Source organism: Ornithinimicrobium sp. INDO-MA30-4, assembly GCF_021535045.1.
In the GTDB taxonomy this organism is placed as follows: domain Bacteria; phylum Actinomycetota; class Actinomycetes; order Actinomycetales; family Dermatophilaceae; genus Ornithinicoccus.
Genome location: NZ_CP091056.1, coordinates 2,484,600 through 2,503,378, shown reverse-complemented (window position 1 = coordinate 2,503,378; position 18,779 = coordinate 2,484,600). Strand labels below are relative to the sequence as shown.

Below are 18,779 nucleotides of genomic sequence, written 5' to 3'. Positions count from 1 at the left end.
CGATGCAGGAGTTTGAGTTAGTTGCCTTGTGGCTCTGCGTGCAGAGCGGCAAGCTCGGCTTCCATGGCGGTCTCGTCGTCGACGTCTAGACGCACGTGCGCCAACAACGTGAGCAAGACCCGCAGGGCGGCTGCGCAGCGCTCGCCCCAGTTAGACAGATAGCTGAACTGCCACCACCACAAAGCCTCGGTCTTTGACCCGGCCTCCCAGTGTCGCAACCCATGAGCCAAGTCCTGAGCGATACTGGCGAGGTCATTGGCTAGGCTCCCCTGCACGACTTCGTCGGCTAAGACCGGGTCAGCCACTTCGGAGTAGTCGTCGACACCAGAAAAGAGTGTCTGTAGGCCTTCTCTGATGGCATCGAGGTCTGGGTCAGGGCCATCGTCAGGCTCAAACTGCTCAGCCGGCACGACATCCACCATGGCGCCCAATTTGGCACCCGCTAATTGCACCTGCGAAACCGCCAACAAGGTCAGCGGCAAGGCTGCTTGTGGCGCTTGGCCAAAGGCAACTTCGCGAAGCGCCACAAGGAAGGTGCGGGCCTGCCCCGCCGCTTCAGTGCCGATGGACACCAACTCTTCGTAGTCGTAGTCCTGGGCCGCTTCAGCATGGGCTCGCGATGACGTCGTCATGCTTGAACTCTAACCCGCTCACCCATCAGTTGTCTGGGATGCGGCGGGTGAAATTTAGCTTGGTTGGCTAGCCCGCTGCACCAGGCGGCGACCCTCAAAGGCGCGGCCCAAGGTGACCTCGTCGGCATACTCCAGGTCGCCACCAACGGGCAGCCCGGAGGCCAGCCTGGAGATGCTGACCCCCATGTCTTTCATCAGACGCGAAAGGTATGTCGCAGTCGCCTCGCCCTCAAGGTTTGGGTCGGTGGCAATGATGACCTCGGTGACCGAGCCATCGGCCAACCGCCGTAGTAACTCGGCGATCCGCAGGTCTTCGGGCCCAACCCCACCGATCGGGTTAATTGCGCCGCCCAGCACGTGATAGCGGCCGCGGAACTCGCGCGTCCGCTCAATGGCAGCGACATCTTGCGACTGCTCGACCACACAGATGAGGGCAGTGTCGCGTCGTGGGTCAAGACAGATCCGGCATTCTTCGGCTTCCGCCACATTGCCGCAGGTGGCGCAAAACTGCACCTTGTCCTTGATCTGCATCAAGGCTTGCGCCAACCGCTCGACGTCTTCACCGTCGGTGGTGAGCAGGTGGAACGCGATTCGCTGCGCGCTTTGGGACCGACACCGGGCAATCGCCCTAGCTCATCGATCAGGTCTTGGACCACGCCTTCATACACACTCTGACTGTATGCCGGGCGTGGGCTTGGCAACGAATGCGGCTCGCGCTGGCCTGACTAATGAGCCCTAGAGCCGACGCTCTCGGTGTCGTTAGGCGCTCGGCGGGCGCTGGTTGTAGTCGTCGGCGAACTCTTGCCCCGTCATCGCCAGCACCGCATTTTGAATCTCATCGGTGACCGCTCGGCGGGCCTTGCCAGCCGGGACGCCCGCATACTTCTCGGCGACATTGATCGGCTTGCCAAACTCAACGGTGAACTTGCGGACCTTGGGCAAAGCAGAGCCAACTGGCTGCAGTTGATCGGTGCCCTCAACGCCACGGGCACCACTGGGCATTTTGCTTCCAGCGCGAGCCAAGCCACTCCGGTGCGGAAACGATAGAGTCGGCCGTCGCGCGAACGAGTGCCTTCCGGATAGATACCAAAGGCGCCACCGTCTTTAAGGTGGTCCAACGCGAGATCCAATGACTCCTGGGCTGCTCGAGCACTGTCGCGCTCAACAGGGATAGACCCGATTGAGGTGAACCACGTCTTACTCACCCAGCCTTTGACACCCTTGCCCGTGAAGTACTCCGACTTGGCCAAGAAGGCCACCTGTCGAGGAGCGGTCAGCGGGATAGCGACGCTGTCGGCGAACGACAGGTGATTGCTAGCCAGAATGACTGGGCCACTTGAGGGGACATTCTCGGTCCCAATGATCTCTGGCCGCCATAGCCCGAGGGCCGCCGGACGAACAGTGAAGTGCAAGATGCGATAGAGCACTAGCAGCCTTCCTCAGCTGACGGAGTCGTCGTTGATAGCGATCACCGTACCGCCGAGGACGCTCTCAATGACAGGTTGCCCAAGGAACTCGACGTGTCGAGATCTTCATCATCGTCGCTAGGCATGTCTGAACCCGGCGCTGCCGCAGGTGGTTTGGGCGGAGTCCTGACCTTTGCCACCGGCTCGGCTGGCTGCTCGGGATTACGCGCCCGGCGCAGGTCGGCTCCGCGCAGTTTTGCACCGACCAGCTTGGGCTTCTTGGCTCCGGCTGCTCGCCCCGCGCTGGCTCGGCCTGTGCTGGCTCGGTTGTTGCTGGCTCGGCCTGTGCTGTCTTAGCCGACGTTGACTTGGCCGACGCGTTTGCCTCCGGCTCGCTGGCCCAAGTGGGCGCGGGCTTTGACGCGGTGCTCTGCCAGTCGGCTGGTGGCTCGTACGGCGGCGGCTCCTCCATTGAGGCTCATCTGAGTAGGGCTCTTCCATCGGTGGCGGCCCATCGTCACGCTGAGCTGGTCGCCGCTGCTCTGGAGCCTTGAGGCTCAGCGGCCTTCGGGGATTCTGGCGCCTTCTCCGCATCTCGCTCAGCCGCTGCTCTGCGCAGGTCTGACCCACGTCGACCGCTCGATTCCCGTGTCGGCTCATTGGACGATTGCGGTCGCGATGCCTGGCCCCGCCCTCTTGCGGACGTGGTTGCGCCGAGGGCTGCGGTGCCTGAGTTGTCGATGCCTGCTGCCGCGAGGCTGGCATGGGGTCGCCCTTCACCATGGCCTCAACGCGGACGTCCAAGGCGAGCGCATCCATCAGCGCTTGCCTTGTCACTTCGGCGTGGTTGCCACGCCGGAAGGTGTCAGCCATGCCCTGGGTGGCGATTTCAAGCAGAATGCGCTCACCGTCAAAGTCGACCACCTTGGCATTGACCGAGACGAAGCTCCAGGTCACACGGCGAATCTTCTTGACGGCGTCGAGCACCTCATCCCATTGGCGCCGAATAGCACCCGTATCGAGGTGCCCCGCCTGGTTTTCGCGGCCTAGCCCGCTGCCTGCCTGGCTCGGCTCCTGCTCAGCTGCAGGCTGGTCCGGCGTTGAGGGCCGCTGGCCTGCAGACCCATGTTCTGTGGTGGGCTGCGCCGACGTGGCCGGTGTCGAATGGGGTGCGACCGAACTGGTCGGTGGCGCGGTGGACCGGTTGGCTGATCGCTGAGCGGCAACCGGATGCTCCGGGAGCCAGAGGCAACTGCCGGTCGGTCCTGTCGAGCCTGCTCCGGTGCCTCCGTGGGCGCTGGGCCTGCGGCAGTCAGGCGACGCTCAATGCGGTCCAGGCGTGCCGCATACCCTGCTCCCCCGCTGCCGTTGGCAGCAGCAAGCGTGCGCAGGTCAACTCCAACACCAGACGGTAGGACACGGCACCAGTCATCTCAGCCAAACCGCGACTGACGACGTCGGCGCTGTGGGTCAACGCGGACGGGCCATAACTGCCTGCCTGACGACGCATCCGTTCGACCTGATCAGCCGGGAGGCCGGGCAGCAGTCCACCAGCACGATCGCCAACGGCCAGCAGCACGATCAAGTCGCGATAGCGCTCGAGCAAGTCTTCAATGAACCGGCGCGGATCGTGGCCTGACTCCATCACCCGGTCGATTTGGGCGAACGTGGTGGCTGAATCGGTGGCGGCAACGGCCTCCACAACTGCATCGAGCAACTCGGTGTCGGTGAAGCCGAGCAGAGCAGCGGTGCGCTCATACGTCAGGCCTTCGTCCCCAGCGCCCGAAATCAACTGATCCAAAACAGAGAGCGAGTCGCGCACGGACCCGCCGCCGGCACGCGTCACGAAAGAAAGCACCCCAGGCTCCAACGAAACGCCTTCGGCCTCAGACAACTCTTCGAGGTAGGTGGTCAACCGCTGCGGTGGCACCAGGTGGAAGGGGTAGTGGTGAGTCCGCGATCGAATCGTCGCCAGGACCTTTTCCGGCTCCGTGGTGGCAAAGATGAACTTCACGTGCTCTGGCGGCTCTTCGACCACCTTGAGTAGGGCATTAAACCCATGTGAGGTCACCATGTGCGCCTCGTCAATGATGTAAACCTTGTAACGCGATTGAGCTGGACCGAATGCTGCCCGCTCACGCAGGTCACGCGCGTCATCGACACCACCATGGCTGGCTGCGTCAATCTCGATAACGTCGATTGACCCGCTACCCCCGCGGGCCAATGCCACGCACGACTCGCATACCCCGCAGGGTGGGTGTTGGTCCTTGCTCGCAGTTGAGGCAACGCGCCAAGATTCGGGCGCTGGTGGTCTTGCCACAACCGCGCGGGCCGCTGAAGAGGTAGGCATGATTAACGCGGCCGGTTTTCAGAGCCTGGATCAGTGGCGCGGTCACATGCTCTTGACCGATCACGTCGGCAAACGTCTCGGGCCGGTAGCGTCGATACAAAGCGGTACTCACCCTTGACCCTAGCCGCCGTCACTGACATGGCGACGACGACGACAGATGTTGTGCAGACTTGTGACCGTTGCCTGAACTACCCAAAGACCCAGGAGAAAATCACCACCATAGGCCGGCATCAGGGTATGGATCGCGGGGGCAATGGTGAGCGCCACTTTGTTTTTCGGCGTCTTCATCGTGCCGATCGCGATCGGCATTCCCCTCCCGGGCGCTGCCACGGCGGTGACAGTCATCTCGCTGTATGCCGTTGTCTCCCTCACCCGGCTCGCCTGGCCACGCGTCGTCGTCAGCGACAAGGGCATCCGGGTCTCATCCTCCACCCACCCCAAACGAATCCCCTGGGAGCACGTCGACTGGGTAGAAGTCCAGACCTCCCGGACCCCTCGGGGAAATATGAAGGCAATGCGCCACCTGGTGATCTACCTCAAGAATGGCGAATTCGTCACCTCAGCAGATTCCCTCGCCGCCGAGCTCTACAGCGACCAGGCCTCCCGTGCCGATCGCTTTTCACTCAACCTTGAACAACGCGGGTTGCCAGTCGAGCGACGTCCGGTGACAAGCGAGTGACGAGCTGGCTGCGACAGCACATACCAAGACTATTCCGGACGCACAATCGACATTCGGTGCGCGGCACGAGTCAAAACGACGTAGAGCACCCGGGCACCACCTGGTGACTCCGACACAATCTGATCGGGATCGATGACGACGGTGGCGTCATACTCAAGTCCCTTTGACGACAGCGGATCGACGACGCCGACACGAGCCTCCAATGAATCTGACACCTGCACCGCGAGATCCCACCACTTGGCGGGAGCAATCAACGCGATGGCGCCATCGACCTGCTCCAACAACGTATGCACGGCGGAGCGCACCTCATCTGCCAGATCCGCTGCCGAAACGGCCGTGTCAACTGGGTGGTTACCGGTCTCGCGCACCGCTTCAGGGATATCAGCATCGGGCACCACTGCCGAGATCAGATCGCGTGCGACGTCGAAAATCTCTCGCGCATTGCGGTAGTTCGTCGTCATGTGGAAGCTCTGCCTGCGGGCTGGGCCAAACGCATCCTCCCGAGCTACGGCCGATTCAGCCAGGTCGGGCCACGAAGACTGAGCGTCGTCGCCGACGACCGTCCATGACGCGCCCCGGCCACGCCGAGCCAGCATCCGCCACTGCATCGGCGACAGGTCTTGCGCCTCATCGACCAACACGTGCGCATAAGAATCACTCGGGGTCACCGTGGCGTTCATCAGCATGGCGCGCGGTTCGTGCGGGACGCGAGCAGAGGTGTTGGCTTCTGCCTCTGGCTCCATCGAGGTGGGCTCGTCATCGGAACTACCGCCGTGACCGGAGCGACCGCTGCGAACTGCTGCGACGCCATACTGCGAAACGTCGTCTAACTCCTCGATCTCGTAGAAGCCGCGCTCTTCCTTATCGATCTCGACCATCTGGCCCAGTCGTGACTGCAACTCGTCGATCAACGCAACGTCTGCGACCGACCACTGCCCGGTGCGCAGGGCGACCTGCATCGAGCGGGCGAGCGTGATGGCCTCCGCCGGGGTCAGTTCGGGGCTGGCCAACCGCACGGCATTGTCGTCTTCAGAGAGCCACAGCAAGACTTCGCGTGGATCAACGGGCCTCCACCACTGCTTAACGAAGGCCTCGACATCGCGCGAGTCCTCAAACTTGTCGAGGAACTCCGGCCGCTCCCCCGTCTTGACCTGGTTCCACGCCATCTCGGCCAGGGCGCGGATGACCGCAGCGGGGCTGACGTTGCGTTGGTGATTGCGCAGCACCTGGCGGCGTGCCCGCTCCAACTGTGGCGGGTCCAACCGGATCGCGTGACCGGCGATAAACGCTCGCAACACCGTCGGCGCATCGGGCACTGGCTCTTTGACCAGCCGACCCAAAATCGGGCGCATCCGCAGAGAGCCCTTAATAGCCGCAGCCTCTGGGGAATCGACGCGGACTGCCGTCATACCCCCAACGACGTCACCCAGCGAGCGCAACGTGACACTTTCCTCGCCCAGCGAGGGCAAAACACGCTCAATGTATGCGGTGTAGGCCGACGAGGGACCAACAACCAGGACTCCGCCAGCCTCAAAACGGCGGCGCTCTGAATACAGCAGGTATGCGGCACGGTGCAGCGCGACGACAGTCTTGCCAGTTCCTGGACCACCGGTGATCTCGGTGACTCCTCTTGCCACTGCCCGGATGGCCTCGTCTTGGTGCTGCTGGATCGTGGCCACGATGTCGCGCATGCGCTGTCCACGGCTCCGCGTCAGAGCGGCCATCAGAGCGCCGTCACCCACCACGACCATGTCGTCGGGCGCTTCGGCGACCATCAGGTCGTCCTCGATGCCGATCACGCTCTGTGCGTGGCTGCGCAACACTCGGCGACGAATCACTCCGTGCCGCTCAACCGGCGTGGCGCGATAGAAGGCCGACGCTGCGGGCGCTCGCCAGTCAATGACGAGCGGTTCATACTCGTCGTCCCGCACCCCAGCCGACCGATGTAGCGCACCTCGCCGGTTTCGCCACGTTCTTGCTCGCGAGCCGTCGCATCGAGGTCAAGGCGGCCAAAGACCAGCCCCTCGTGCTGCTGCTCCAGCGAGGCGCGGCGGCGGTTAGCCGTGAGACAAGGGCATCGCGTTGAAAGAGGCCAGCCATCTCCTCTTCGCGAGGATCACCTGTGCCCGCCCGCTCTGTCTGCCCCTGCACCATGCCTTCGGCATGCACTAAATCAGCACGGGTCGCCGCCTTAGCCAACTCGGTATAAACCCGGTCAACATGCGACTGCTCGTGCGCGATCTCTGCCGCAAGCTCGGCCTGCTGGTCAGCACTCAAAAACGAAGTCCTCTCTCATTGCCCGACTCCTGCGAGGTCACGGTCGGAATCGGGCCAAGGAACTACTTTACTCGCCTCACAACCAACCGCGGCGGACGGCCTCGGCGCCGGCCTGAAAGCGAGAGCTGGCACCAAGCCGGTCCGAGAGCCACCTGACCCGACGCTCCACTGTGCGGGTGGAGCAACCACAGTGTCGGGCAATCACTTGGTCGGAGAGACCGGTCGCCAACATGCTCAATATGCGCTGGTCACGGGGGCTCAGCCCGCGGGATCGAGTCTCTCGGACCGGGACCAGGGCCGGGCTCAGCGGCGTTCCGTATTCAAAGAGGACCTTGGCCCACTTGCGAACCGCGGCCACCGGCGTGGGCGGCGCATCTCAAAGGAGCCCGGAGAATCTGGGTCATGAGCGGTCAGGTCAACGACCATCGCGCGGGTATCGACCGAAATGGCGCTGAAGATCAGCTTGGACGCCAGCCTGACTTCATACCCTCCTCCACCCGTCGCTCCAGCAGATTGAGCACGCCGGGACGCTCAAGCAGCCCGCGATCAACCAACATCCGCACCTTGACCCCTGAAGCCGCCAAGGGCCCAGGCGCTTCGAGTGCTAGGTCAAACAATGCTAAAGAAGCTGGCGACGTGTCATGCACGGCCCATACCTGTTGAGTCGCGCTACGGACCAACTCATGCATCGAACGCGCGACGTCTGCGACGGTGTCCAACCACACGACCCCATGCTCGCCAGACATCGTCGGCGCACGGCCGGACTCCCACATCGCTTGCAATGAGGCCGCCAAAACACGAGACTCCTGCGCTCGACGCTCGACGCTGTTGGCCCAGGCCGACATTGCCTGTTCCGGAGGGTTGACTGCCCACGTATCTGGGCCGGTCGGCGTTACAAAACCTCGGTCTTCGAGGACCCGAGTCAAGTAGCGCAAGGTGCTTGGCTCAATCCCCTCACCTTCCAATTTCGCACGCGTGGGCTGCCCCATATGCACCATCGCCAGGTATGCGCGCGCCACCTCGGCCTCAAACTCCGACTCGGTCATCAATGGCAGGTCGTTAGTTGGCGCAACGCTGCGCTGGTTGCCTCGCCCGCCAGACGTCCCATCGTTATTTGCGTCGTCGCCACTCATCTGTGTCCCCTGGTGCTATCCATGATGCCCACAACAGGTCTCAGCAAACCTGCTCCTGCTTCAATAATGACGGAAATGCGTCATTGACGCTATCCCGACACCATTCCTCTTGGCGATCCGCCAGATATGTGTTTATATTCAACTATCGGCGTTCGCGCTGATGTGGGGATGTGCGTGTCGACGGTTCTTACCCCCCCTAGAACCGTCAGACCCTGCTCCACTTGTGGCCCTCCTGGGGGAATGCCCCCCTGCCTCCCAGGAGGGCCACACCCATTCTTTCTCCTCTTCTCTCGCGCCCCTGCTGTCCGACCTTCTCTGTAGGCTTCACTCTGTGAAGATCCTCGTGATTGGCTCCGGCGCCCGTGAACACGCGATCGTGACTGCGCTTCAGCGCAGCCCTGAAGTAGCCGAGGTGATCGCTGCACCGGGCAATCCGGGGATGGCGCTCACGGCAACCTGCCTGCCTGGCGTTTCGGACGTGACCGACTCCAGTGCCGTGATCGCCGCTGCTCGAGATCATGCCGTCGACCTCGTGGTGATCGGCCCCGAGGCACCCCTCGTTGCTGGGGTCGCTGATCAGGTCCGCGCAGCAGGCTTTGCGTGCTTTGGCCCTTCGGCTGCAGCCGCTCAACTCGAAGGCAGCAAGGCGTTCGCCAAAGAGATCATGGCTTCGGCTGAGGTGCCGACCGCCCGCGCTTATGTGTGCGGCAACGCAGACGAGCTCGGCAACGCCATGGACGCCACGGGCGCTCCTTCGTGATCAAAGACGATGGCCTAGCTGGCGGCAAAGGCGTGGTGGTGACTAACGACGAAAATCAAGCACTGGCGCATGGAGCTGATTGCTTCTCAAAGCCATCCGGCACCGTCGTCGTTGAGGAATACCTTGATGGCCCGGAGGTCTCACTCTTTGCCTCACCGATGGCCGCACCGTCGTGCCGCTAGCCCCCGCTCAAGACTTCAAGCGCCTCCACGATGGCGACGCCGGCCCCAACACCGGCGGGATGGGCGCATACAGCCCACTGCCCTGGCTCGCAGAAGTGACGCCCGACCTCGTTGATCTCGTCCTTGACCGAGTGGCCCAGCCCACGATCGACGAGATGCGCCGTCGCGATATGCCGTTCGTCGGTGTGCTGTACGTCGGCTTGGCGCTGACGCCCCAGGGGCCGCGCGTCATTGAGTTCAACGCCCGGTTTGGCGACCCGGAGACCCAGTCAGTTCTCTCTCGCCTGCAGACGCCACTGGGCACACTCCTGCTCGCCGCCGCGCAGGGGCGACTTGACGAGGAGCCCCCGCTGACCTGGCGCGACGACGCCTCAGTCACCGTTGTGCTCGCCGCCGAGGGCTATCCGGCTGACCCGCAGACCGGTGCCACCATCATTGGCTGGCAAGAAGCGGCACAGCCCGACCACACAGATGTCTTGCACGCCGGCACGGCACTGAACGACGCCGGAGAGCTCATCGCCAGTGGAGGCCGCGTGCTGTCCGTGACCAGCCTGGGCGCTGACCTGAGTCAGGCCCGCGAGCGCGCCTACGAAGGGCTTTCAAAGATCTCAATGAGCGGTGGCCAATTCCGCACCGACATCGCCGCAAGCGCTGCCCGGGGCGAGATCTCGGCCCCGGCGCAGCCTCGGTCAGCAACACCACCCAGGCCGCCATCGACCGCGACACCAGCCTGCCGCACCACCTGCCGATTTATTCGGGCAAGGTCCGAGACCTCTACGCGCCGCTGGACCCCAACACCGGCATCGTCAATGAAAAGGCTCTGCTCCTCGTGGCGAGTGACCGGATCTCGGCCTATGACTTCGTGCTTGACAGTCCGATTCCAGACAAGGGCGCCATCCTCACCCAGATGTCTCTCTGGTGGAACGAGCAACTACGCGACCTGGCTCCCGACCATGTTTTGTCCACCGACGTCCCCCACGCCGTTTCGGGCCGCGCGGTCTACGTTCGACGCCTGTCTATGCTGCCTATCGAGTGCATCGCCCGCGCTTACCTGACCGGCGGCGGGCTCAAGGAATACCAGGCCAGTGGCACCGTGAGCGGCGTGCCCTTGCCCGCAGGCCTACAGGACGGATCTCGGCTGGAGACCCCGATCTTCACACCATCGACGAAGGCACCAGCTGGTGAGCACGACGAGCCGATGACTTTCGATCAGGTATGCGAGGTGCTGGGCGAGCCGTTGGCCGCCCGTGTCCGTGATCTGACCATCGCGATTTTGGCTCGCGCCAACGAGATTGCCAGCGATCGAGGCATCTTGATTGCCGACACCAAGGTCGAGTTCGGCGTTGACCCAGCAGACCTGGATCTCGACATCGACGACCCGATCGAGTGGTCGTCCTTGGATCCTGACGACGTGCAACTCATCCTCGCGGATGAAGTGCTCACCCCTGACTCCTCGCGCTTTTGGCGAGCAGACCAGTGGCAAGTGGGACAGCCGCAGACTTCCTACGACAAGCAGGTCTTGCGGGATTGGCTCAGCACCGAGGCCAGCGGTTGGGATCGCGCTGACGACGGCCCACCACCACCTCTTCCAGAGGACGTGGTCCTGCTGACCCGCGAGCGCTATCTAGAAGCCTTTGAGGCTCTCACCGGAGCACCGTTTAACCCACCCTCGTGACGCCCTCCAGGCGATCCAACTGAGACTCGCAAGGCAACGCACGAGGCTCATGTGACGACGGTCAGGAGTGTCCCCGCTCCTGGATAGAATGAGATCTGACTTCTCACCTCAATCTAGGAGTGGCGGACCCCTATGGGAACTGTCGTTGTTGATGTCATGCCCAAGCAAGAGATCCTGGACCCCCAGGGCCAGGCGGTGGTGGGGGCACTTCGGCGCCTCAACTTGAGCCAGTTCACCGATGTGCGCCAAGGCAAACGCTTCACCCTTGAGGTGGCTGGCGAGGTCACCGACGAGGTCTTGGCTGCAGCCCGAGAGGCTGCCGAGACCTTGCTGAGCAATCCCGTCATCGAAGATGTCGTGTCGGTTCGCGATGCTGATGCCGCCGCTGATGCCCAGGAGGACGCCTCGTGAAGGTCGGTGTCGTCACTTTCCCCGGGTCGCTAGACGATCACGACGCCGCTCGCGCCATTGAGTTGGCCGGTGGTGAAGCTGTGCATCTGTGGCACGGCACTGCGGACCTGCAGGGCGTCGACGCCGTCGTGCTGCCTGGCGGGTTCTCCTACGGTGACTATCTGCGCGCTGGAGCCATCGCCCGGTTCGCGCCGGTCATGGATGCCCTGATCCCGGCCGCCAAGGATGGCCTGCCTGTTTTGGGCATCTGCAACGGCTTCCAGGTCTTGTGCGAGTCACACTTGCTGCCCGGAGCCTTGGTGCGCAATGACCACCAGAAGTTCATCTGCCGCGACCAAAAGTTGCGCATCGAACGCGTCGACACTGCCTGGACTGGCGACTTCGCCCAGGACGAAGAGATCACCATCGTCCTGAAGAATGGCGAGGGCGGCTACATGGCCGACGAGCGCACCCTGGACATGCTTGAGGCCGAAGGCCGTGTCGTGGCTCGCTATCTCGGTGGCAACCCCAACGGTTCCCGGCGCGAGATTGCGGGCATCAGCAATGAAGCCGGCAACGTCGTCGGCTTGATGCCACACCCCGAACACTGCGTCGAGCCTGGGTTTGGTCCTGGCCTCGAAGGCTTGCCATTCTTCACGTCCGTGCTGCGTCAGGTGGTTTCCGCATGAGCAATCTGCCCGCATACAAGTGCGACACCGTCGATATCGCCAGCCAGGACCCGCAGGCTGAGCAGCCCTGGGCCGAATTGGGCTTGAAGAGCGACGAATACCAGCAGATCCGCGAGATCCTGGACCGCCGCCCGACCAGCGCCGAGTTGGCGATGTATTCGGTGATGTGGTCTGAGCACTGCTCCTACAAGTCCTCCAAGGTCCACCTGCGTCAGTTTGGCGACAAGACCACGGATGAGATGAAAGAGAAGTTGCTCGTCGGCATCGGCGAAAACGCCGGCGTCGTTGACATCGGCGATGGTTGGGCCGTGACTTTCAAGATCGAAAGCCACAACCACCCCAGCTATATCGAGCCCCATCAGGGCGCTGCAACCGGCATCGGTGGCATCGTCCGCGACATCATGAGCATGGGCGCACGCCCGTTGGCTGTGATGGACCCCCTGCGTTTTGGCGCCTTGGACCACCCTGACACCGCACGGGTTTTGCCCGGGATCGTCTCGGGCGTTGGCACCTACGGCAACTCACTGGGCTTGCCCAACATCGGCGGCGAGATCAACTTTGACTCCTGCTATCAGGGCAACCCGCTGGTCAACGCTCTGTGCGTGGGGTCAATGCGCACCGAGGACATCCACCTGGCGAATGCGACCGGCGTGGGCAATCTCATCGTCCTGTTTGGCTCCAAGACCGGTGGCGATGGCATCGGCGGCGTTTCGGTCCTCGCGTCCGAGACTTTCGACTCGACTGGCCCGGCCAAGCGGCCTGCCGTCCAGGTTGGCGACCCGTTCGCCGAGAAGGTGCTCATTGAGTGCTGCCTCGACCTCTATGCGGCCGACGTGGTCGCTGGCATCCAAGACCTCGGTGGCGCTGGCTTGAGCTGTGCGACCAGCGAGTTGGCCAGCAACGGCGATGGCGGCATGCAGATTCACCTCGACCGCGTGCCGCTGCGTGACTCGTCGCTCTCCCCGAAGAAATCCTGATGTCGGAGAGCCAAGAGCGGATGATGGCCGTCGTCGAGCCAGGCAAACTCGATGCCTTTATGGCGATCGCGGCTAAGTGGGACGTTGAAGCGAGCGTCTTGGGCGAGGTCACCGACGGCGAAAACCTCGAGGTCTACTGGGGCGATGACCTGCTGGTGCAGGTGCCGCCGCGTTCGGTGGCCCACGACGGCCCGGTCTATCGGCGCCCGCTGGAGCGCCCGGCATACCTGGATGATTTGCAGGCCGACGGCACGGCTCACCTCAACCGGCCCAGCACAGGCGACGACCTCGCTCGCACGGTGTTGGATCTCATCGCATCGCCGAATATGTGTGATGCCTCGTGGGTGACGGATCAATACGACCGTTATGTGCGCGGCAACACGGCGCAGGCCATGCCCGATGACGCTGGCGTGGTCCGCGTTGACGAAGAGACTGGTCGCGGGGTGGCACTGTCGACCGACTGCAACCCTCGCTTCACCAAACTGGACCCGTATGCAGGCTCACAGTTGGCGTTGGCGGAGGCCTATCGCAATGTAGCCGTCGCCGGTGCAGCACCGCTGGCTGTCTCTGACTGCTTAAACTTCGGCTCCCCCGAAGACCCAGGCGTGATGTGGCAGTTCTCTGAGGCTGTGACTGGCCTGGCCGATGGCTGCGCCGTCTTGGGTATCCCGGTGACCGGCGGAAACGTATCGTTCTACAACCAGACTGGGGACATCGCGATCCACCCCACTCCGGTTGTGGCGGTGCTTGGCGTGCTCGACGATGTTGCCAAGCGCAACCGCTCGGGCTGGGCTCATGCTCAGGACGCGATTTATCTGTTGGGCGAAACCCGCGATGAGCTTGATGGCTCCGCATGGGCTGAGGTAGCGCACAGTCACCTCGGCGGCCTGCCTCCAACCGTCGACCTCGCAGCAGAGCAGACGTTGGCCAGTGCTGTGTTGGCTGCCACCGATCAGGGCCTGATCACCTCGGCACACGACCTGTCGGATGGCGGTTTGGCCGCTGGGCTCGCGGAGTCATTGCTGCGACACGGCGTTGGCGCCAGCATTGACTTGTCGTCGGTGGCTTCACGCGATGGAGTCGATGCCTTTGTCGCGCTGTTGAGCGAATCGACTGCGCGCGCCATCGTGAGCGTGTCGGCCAGCGATGCTGAAGCCTTTGAGGCTGTGCTGAGCGACAAGGGTCAAACCTTTGCTCGGATCGGCACAACTGGCGGGGATCATCTCAAAGTTGAAGGTCAGTTCACGCTGGCTATCGAAGATCTGCGCTCGGCTCACACCGGAGTCATTGAATCGGCGATGAGCCACTAGTTCGCTGAGCCACTAGTTCGCTGGGCATGAGTGAGGGCTGCACGCCGATTGGTGTGCAGCCCCTCACTTTGTGCTGTTTGGTCCCCGCCCGGGTGCATTTCATCTGCGAAGTGACCATCCCCACCGGTCAGCAAAAGTGCGATTCGCGGAAAATCTCGCTGTTCGCGTGTTTAAACATGCGAACAGCGCACAAAAGCGCGAATCGCACTTTTTGCCGGGGCAGGAGCTACCTCACCAGCCGGCGCTCACCAGGCGAGGCTGACAGGGGCGAGGCTGACAGGGCGAGGCCCGCTCTCCGTGGTTAGACGTCGTCTTCGCCCAACAGGCTAAAGCGCTGGATGGTCTCGGTGCGGCCGGGGCCAACACCAATCGCCGACACTCGGGCGCCGATCAGCTCTTCGACTCGCAAGACATACGCCTGCGCGTTGGCCGGCAACTCATCAAAGGTCTGGCACTTAGAAATATCCTCCGACCAGCCAGGCAGCTCTTCATAAATGGGCTTGGCGTGGTGGAAGTCTGACTGGTTGACCGGCATCTCATCGAAGCGCTCACCGTGCACGTCGTAGGCAACACACACCGGGATCGTCTCGAGGCCCGTGAGGATGTCGAGTTTGGTGATGACGAAGTCAGTCACACCATTGATCCGCTGCGCGTAACGCCCGATGACAACATCCAGCCAGCCGCAGCGACGCGGGCGGCCAGTCGTCGTGCCATACTCGCCGCCTTGCGAGCGCAGGAATTCGCCGTTTTCGTCTTCCAACTCGGTCGGGAACGGCCCCTCGCCAACACGCGTTGTGTATGCCTTCAGGATCGCGATCACTCGGTCGATCCGCGTCGGGGGCACACCAGAGCCGGTGCAGGCCCCGCCGGAGGTGGCGTTTGACGATGTGACGAAGGGGTATGTCCCGTGGTCGACATCAAGCAACGTGGCCTGACCGGCCTCGAACAGGACAACCTTGTCGTCATCGAGTGCATCGCTCAGCACCAACGACGTGTCGAGAACCATGGGGCGCACGCGCTCGACGTGGGCGAGCAACTCCTCCATGACCTCTTCCGCTGCCACTGCGCGACGGTTGTAGATCTTCAGCAGCGTCTGGTTTTTGACCTCCAGGGCAGCCTCGACCTTCTGTCGCAAAATCGACTCATCAAAGAGATCCTGCATCCGGATGCCGACGCGGTTCATCTTGTCCGCATAAGTCGGGCCGATGCCACGGCCGGTGGTCCCCAATTTGCGCTTGCCCAAGAATCGCTCGGCCATCTTGTCGAGCACCCGGTTGTACGGGGGATGACGTGCGCGTTCGAGCTGATGCGCAGTTTGGACGTGTCGACCCCACGGGCCTCCAACGCGTCCAACTCTTCGATCAGCACGGATAGGTCGACGACGACACCATTGGCGATCACCGGCGTCACTGAGTCGGTGAGAATACCGCTGGGCAGCAGGTGAAGCGCGTACTTTTGGTCGCCAATGACAACAGTGTGGCCAGCATTGTTTCCACCGTTGAACTTCACAACGTAGTCAACGCGGCTACCAAGCAAGTCAGTCGCTTTTCCCTTGCCTTCATCGCCCCATTGGGCGCCGATCAAAACAATTGCGGGCATAGGATTTTCACCTTCAGCGGTACGTAAAACGGACAACCCCAGCGTACCGGGGGTTATCCCTTGCGTTGATCAATCACGCCACTTCGCCCAGCAGCGAGACCCAATTGGAACCGAGTGTCGACGCCTCGGTTGCTCATTTCGTCCGAAATGCGACGCCGGACGGTTCTCAGCCCCACCCCGAGATGTCTGGCTATCGCTTCATCCTTAAACCCCAGCGCCATCAACTCCATGATGCGTGTCGATTGCTGAGCTGGGGCGAATTCATCCAGCGGCTCGGCTCGTCGCCACATTTCTTGGAACAGTTCCTTAAAGGCTTGGACCAGGGCAGCCGAGCGCACCAGCAGGTATTCAGCAGGACTGTCATCACCAGAATTCATTAGCACTCCCGCATCCCCGAACACCGCGAATTGCACCGAAACAGCATCCAGGAAGCGTTGGCGCTCCCCGGCACTAGCCCGCTCCTCGGCGATAGCCCTAGCCGGGGCGTGTTGCAAGACCTCGATGCTGAAAATGGACTTCACCTCACGCCCACGTAGCAGGCTGTCTCGACGCAGCCTTGAGACGCCGGGGTCGTGGCCGGGACCAACCTCGATTTGGGCCGTGACCTGCAGAACCGCGCCCGTGGTCATCCGATCAAGCCGTTCGACAACTTCAGGGGCATGGGCAGTAGTCACTTCTTCAAAGAGTGGCAATTTTGGGGCGTCGATTTGCTGACCTTGCCGAAAATCTCGCTCCAGGCTGTCGATTGATTCCCGCATCGTGGCGATCTGGGATCGTCGGGACTCGATGTCTGACTCAGCCCGGTCCAGTAAGCGGCCAATGCTCACCCTCGGATCGAGCGCACGCACCACGTGATCAGCGCCAATGCGCACCAAACCACGGCTCTCGAGTGCGGCTACCACGTCTTGGGTCCGCTGCTGACTCCAACCAATGGCCCCGGCATGGCCAGTCGTAGGGCACGGCTGCGAGCGCAGCACATGGCGGAGAAGGGCAAGCGCGTCATCGGGCAACTCGGCGAGTCTGGATTGGTCGTTCACGTAATGCAACTTACTGCCACTGGCATACAAAGGCCAACGTTGGGGAAATCTCTGTGATTGCATGGGTTTCGTCGGGCATACCGCAGGGGACGCGCAGTCTGACACTCAGGGGTGTGATCGGCGCCTTGTCGGTGCAGGCTTGGCGCCGATCACAACCACATTAAAGGTTCAGTTCGCGTGCAGCATCCGCGGACGAGGCCCGCAAGAAGTCAGCGCAACGCCGCTCTTCTTCCGTCTCGCCAATGCGCTCTGCCGCCTTCGACAAAGCGCCCAGCGAGCGCAAAAGCCACGGTTAGGCTCGTGACTCCACGGCACTGGTCCCTGTCCGCGCCACCCAGCCTTACGCAGCGAATCCAAGCCACGGTGATAGCCGGTGCGGGCAAACGCATACGCCTCAACGTCGAGACCGTCTTCTAGAGCATCTTCTGCCAGCACTGCCCACGCCATACTCGAGGTGGGAGCTGCCGCCGCAACCTGGCGAGGGTCGACGCCCTCCTCCAACCTGGCCGCCGCCGGGTCAACCGGCAGCAAGGTTTCGGGGATGCCCAGCAGGTCGTTGCCGATCACTGGTGCTTGCCTGCGGAGTTCAGGTGCTCGCATGCCTCAACAACACGGGCAGCCATGGCGGCCTCAGCTTCCTTACCCCAGGCGCGCGGGTCGTACTGCTTCTTGGCGCCGACCTCGCCATCGATCTTCAGGACGCCGTCATAGTTGGCCATCATGTAGCCAGCGATGTTGCGGGTAAAGGCGTATTGGGTGTCGGTGTCAACGTTCATCTTCACGACGCCGTTGTTGACTGCTTCGGCAATCTCCTCGGCTGTCGAGCCAGAGCCACCGTGGAAGACCAGGTCAAACGGCCGCGCGTCGGATCCCAGACCCAATTCCTTGGCCGCAGCCTCCTGGGCCGTCTTCAGGATTTCGGGGCGGAGCTTGACGTTGCCCGGCTTGTAGACGCCGTGGACGTTGCCAAAGGTGAGGGCGGTCAAGTAGCGGCCCTTGTCGCCACCACCGAGAGCCTCAATAGTGGCCATCGCGTCTTCCGGCGTGGTGTATAGCTTTCGTTGATCTCGTTGGCGACTCCGTCTTCTTCGCCACCAACAACACCGATCTCAACCTCAAGCACGATCTTGGCAGCGGCCGCCAGACCCAAGAGCTCTTCGGCGATCTCTAAGTTTTCTTCGAGCGGGACAGCAGACCCATCCCACATGTGTTGCTGGAAGATGGGCAGTCCGCCACTCTTGACCTGCTCAGTTGAGGCAGCGAGGAGCGGACGCACGAAGCCATCCAACTTGTCCTTGGGGCGGTGGTCAGTAGCCAGCGCGATGTTGACGTCGAAGTGCTTGGCGACTTCGTGTGCGTAAGCCGCGAACGCCAGCGAACCCGACACCATGTTCTTAATTGTCGAGCCAGAGAGGTAGTCCGCGCCACCGGTCGAAACCTGGATGATGCCGTCGCTACCGGCCTCGGCAAATCCGCGGATGGCGGCGTTCAACGTCTGACTAGAACTGACGTTGATCGAGGGGTAGGCGAACCGGCCAGCCTTGGCCCGGTCCAGCATGTCCGAATAGACCTCGGGGGTTGCGATGGGCATAAATCCTCCTCATGGGCCCCGGCATACAAACCGGGAACAGCGATTGGCTCAGTCCTTATGCTTCCACAGATCGCTCAATGGCAGGACAAACC

At 62.5% G+C, this 18,779-nt stretch carries 15 protein-coding genes and 8 pseudogenes; 9 read left to right on the top strand and 14 right to left on the bottom strand.

Annotated elements, in window-relative coordinates:
- Positions 1 to 17: 17 nt before the first annotated feature.
- From L0A91_RS15130 to L0A91_RS19270, 4 genes and pseudogenes are all read right to left on the bottom strand, one after another.
- Complete coding sequence (locus L0A91_RS15130) at positions 18 to 632, bottom strand: DUF5063 domain-containing protein (protein WP_235245166.1); 615 nt, start codon at positions 630 to 632, stop codon at positions 18 to 20.
- A gap of 54 nt (positions 633 to 686) precedes the next feature.
- Positions 687 to 1,300: pseudogene (gene recR, locus L0A91_RS15125) on the bottom strand (recombination mediator RecR).
- Positions 1,301 to 1,391: 91 nt separating this feature from the next.
- Positions 1,392 to 1,655 carry a hypothetical protein gene (locus L0A91_RS19275; protein ID WP_311198182.1) on the bottom strand — a complete coding sequence of 88 codons (264 nt, stop codon included), beginning with the start codon at positions 1,653 to 1,655 and terminating at the stop codon, positions 1,392 to 1,394.
- A 14-nt stretch (positions 1,656 to 1,669) separates the two neighbouring features.
- Positions 1,670 to 2,059, bottom strand: a pseudogene (locus L0A91_RS19270) (lysophospholipid acyltransferase family protein); the annotation flags it as partial.
- A gap of 123 nt (positions 2,060 to 2,182) precedes the next feature.
- Here L0A91_RS19270 and L0A91_RS15115 point away from each other — a divergent pair.
- The 3 genes from L0A91_RS15115 (at position 2,183) to L0A91_RS15105 (ending at position 3,088) form a co-directional block, all read left to right on the top strand.
- Positions 2,183 to 2,395: a hypothetical protein gene (locus L0A91_RS15115; protein WP_235245165.1), complete on the top strand. Its 213-nt coding sequence runs from the start codon at positions 2,183 to 2,185 to the stop codon at positions 2,393 to 2,395.
- 11 nt (positions 2,396 to 2,406) lie between these two features.
- Positions 2,407 to 2,592: a hypothetical protein gene (locus L0A91_RS15110; RefSeq protein ID WP_235245164.1), complete on the top strand. Its 186-nt coding sequence runs from the start codon at positions 2,407 to 2,409 to the stop codon at positions 2,590 to 2,592.
- A gap of 94 nt (positions 2,593 to 2,686) precedes the next feature.
- Complete coding sequence (locus L0A91_RS15105) at positions 2,687 to 3,088, top strand: hypothetical protein (RefSeq protein ID WP_235245163.1); 402 nt, start codon at positions 2,687 to 2,689, stop codon at positions 3,086 to 3,088.
- A gap of 265 nt (positions 3,089 to 3,353) precedes the next feature.
- Here L0A91_RS15105 and L0A91_RS15100 read toward each other — a convergent pair.
- Together L0A91_RS15100 and L0A91_RS15095 are read right to left on the bottom strand one after the other, a co-directional pair.
- Positions 3,354 to 4,425: pseudogene (locus L0A91_RS15100) on the bottom strand (hypothetical protein); the annotation flags it as partial.
- A gap of 83 nt (positions 4,426 to 4,508) precedes the next feature.
- Positions 4,509 to 4,697, bottom strand: coding sequence for a hypothetical protein (locus L0A91_RS15095; protein ID WP_235245162.1), 189 nt, complete (start codon positions 4,695 to 4,697; stop codon positions 4,509 to 4,511).
- Between L0A91_RS15095 and L0A91_RS15090 the strand changes: the two genes are divergently transcribed.
- Positions 4,678 to 5,067: a hypothetical protein gene (locus L0A91_RS15090; protein WP_235245161.1), complete on the top strand. Its 390-nt coding sequence runs from the start codon at positions 4,678 to 4,680 to the stop codon at positions 5,065 to 5,067. The two genes, L0A91_RS15095 and L0A91_RS15090, sit on opposite strands and share 20 nt — an antisense overlap.
- Before the next feature lie 29 nt (positions 5,068 to 5,096).
- Here the strand turns inward: L0A91_RS15090 and L0A91_RS15085 are convergent, their stop codons facing one another.
- The 4 genes from L0A91_RS15085 to L0A91_RS15075 form a co-directional block, all read right to left on the bottom strand.
- Positions 5,097 to 6,998, bottom strand: coding sequence for a UvrD-helicase domain-containing protein (locus tag L0A91_RS15085; protein WP_311197863.1), 1,902 nt, complete (start codon positions 6,996 to 6,998; stop codon positions 5,097 to 5,099).
- Positions 6,979 to 7,344 (bottom strand): hypothetical protein, encoded by a 366-nt coding sequence (locus L0A91_RS19265; protein WP_311197862.1) that lies wholly within the window; start codon positions 7,342 to 7,344, stop codon positions 6,979 to 6,981. Before L0A91_RS19265 ends, L0A91_RS15085 begins: the two co-directional genes overlap by 20 nt.
- Before the next feature lie 76 nt (positions 7,345 to 7,420).
- Positions 7,421 to 7,702 carry a response regulator transcription factor gene (locus tag L0A91_RS15080; protein ID WP_235245160.1) on the bottom strand — a complete coding sequence of 94 codons (282 nt, stop codon included), beginning with the start codon at positions 7,700 to 7,702 and terminating at the stop codon, positions 7,421 to 7,423.
- Positions 7,703 to 7,802: 100 nt separating this feature from the next.
- On the bottom strand, positions 7,803 to 8,477 hold the full coding sequence (locus L0A91_RS15075; RefSeq protein WP_235245159.1) for a hypothetical protein: 675 nt from the start codon (positions 8,475 to 8,477) through the stop codon (positions 7,803 to 7,805).
- Positions 8,478 to 8,808: 331 nt separating this feature from the next.
- Here L0A91_RS15075 and purD point away from each other — a divergent pair.
- The 5 genes and pseudogenes from purD to purL form a co-directional block, all read left to right on the top strand.
- A pseudogene (gene purD, locus L0A91_RS15070) lies at positions 8,809 to 10,099 on the top strand (phosphoribosylamine--glycine ligase); the annotation flags it as partial.
- A gap of 32 nt (positions 10,100 to 10,131) precedes the next feature.
- A complete protein-coding gene (locus L0A91_RS15065) occupies positions 10,132 to 11,094 on the top strand; it encodes a phosphoribosylaminoimidazolesuccinocarboxamide synthase (protein ID WP_235246650.1) in 963 nt (320 codons plus the stop codon).
- Between the two features lie 132 nt (positions 11,095 to 11,226).
- A complete protein-coding gene (purS, locus tag L0A91_RS15060) occupies positions 11,227 to 11,505 on the top strand; it encodes a phosphoribosylformylglycinamidine synthase subunit PurS (RefSeq protein ID WP_235245158.1) in 279 nt (92 codons plus the stop codon).
- Positions 11,502 to 12,173 carry a phosphoribosylformylglycinamidine synthase subunit PurQ gene (purQ, locus tag L0A91_RS15055; RefSeq protein WP_235245157.1) on the top strand — a complete coding sequence of 224 codons (672 nt, stop codon included), beginning with the start codon at positions 11,502 to 11,504 and terminating at the stop codon, positions 12,171 to 12,173. The genes purS and purQ overlap by 4 nt, the downstream gene beginning before the upstream one ends.
- Positions 12,170 to 14,460 (top strand): annotated as a pseudogene (purL, locus tag L0A91_RS15050) (phosphoribosylformylglycinamidine synthase subunit PurL). The gene purQ and the pseudogene purL overlap by 4 nt, the downstream one beginning before the upstream one ends.
- Before the next feature lie 301 nt (positions 14,461 to 14,761).
- Here the strand turns inward: purL and L0A91_RS15045 are convergent.
- From L0A91_RS15045 to fbaA, 4 genes and pseudogenes are all read right to left on the bottom strand, one after another.
- Positions 14,762 to 16,059, bottom strand: a pseudogene (locus L0A91_RS15045) (adenylosuccinate synthase).
- A gap of 53 nt (positions 16,060 to 16,112) precedes the next feature.
- Positions 16,113 to 17,096: a hypothetical protein gene (locus L0A91_RS15040; protein WP_235245156.1), complete on the bottom strand. Its 984-nt coding sequence runs from the start codon at positions 17,094 to 17,096 to the stop codon at positions 16,113 to 16,115.
- A gap of 160 nt (positions 17,097 to 17,256) precedes the next feature.
- Positions 17,257 to 17,696, bottom strand: a pseudogene (locus L0A91_RS15035) (DUF3151 domain-containing protein).
- Positions 17,660 to 18,687: pseudogene (gene fbaA / locus L0A91_RS15030) on the bottom strand (class II fructose-bisphosphate aldolase). The pseudogenes L0A91_RS15035 and fbaA overlap by 37 nt, the downstream one beginning before the upstream one ends.
- Positions 18,688 to 18,779: the final 92 nt, after the last annotated feature.

Excerpts from the sequence above, each read along its gene's own strand:
- L0A91_RS15130 (WP_235245166.1), bottom strand. The coding sequence starts at position 632 with ATGACGACGTCATCGCGAGCCCATGCTGAAGCGGCCCAGGACTACGAC.
- L0A91_RS15115 (WP_235245165.1), top strand. The coding sequence starts at position 2,183 with ATGTCTGAACCCGGCGCTGCCGCAGGTGGTTTGGGCGGAGTCCTGACC.
- purS (WP_235245158.1), top strand. The coding sequence starts at position 11,227 with ATGGGAACTGTCGTTGTTGATGTCATGCCCAAGCAAGAGATCCTGGAC.
- L0A91_RS15075 (WP_235245159.1), bottom strand. The coding sequence starts at position 8,477 with ATGAGTGGCGACGACGCAAATAACGATGGGACGTCTGGCGGGCGAGGC.
- L0A91_RS15095 (WP_235245162.1), bottom strand. The coding sequence starts at position 4,697 with ATGCCGATCGCGATCGGCACGATGAAGACGCCGAAAAACAAAGTGGCG.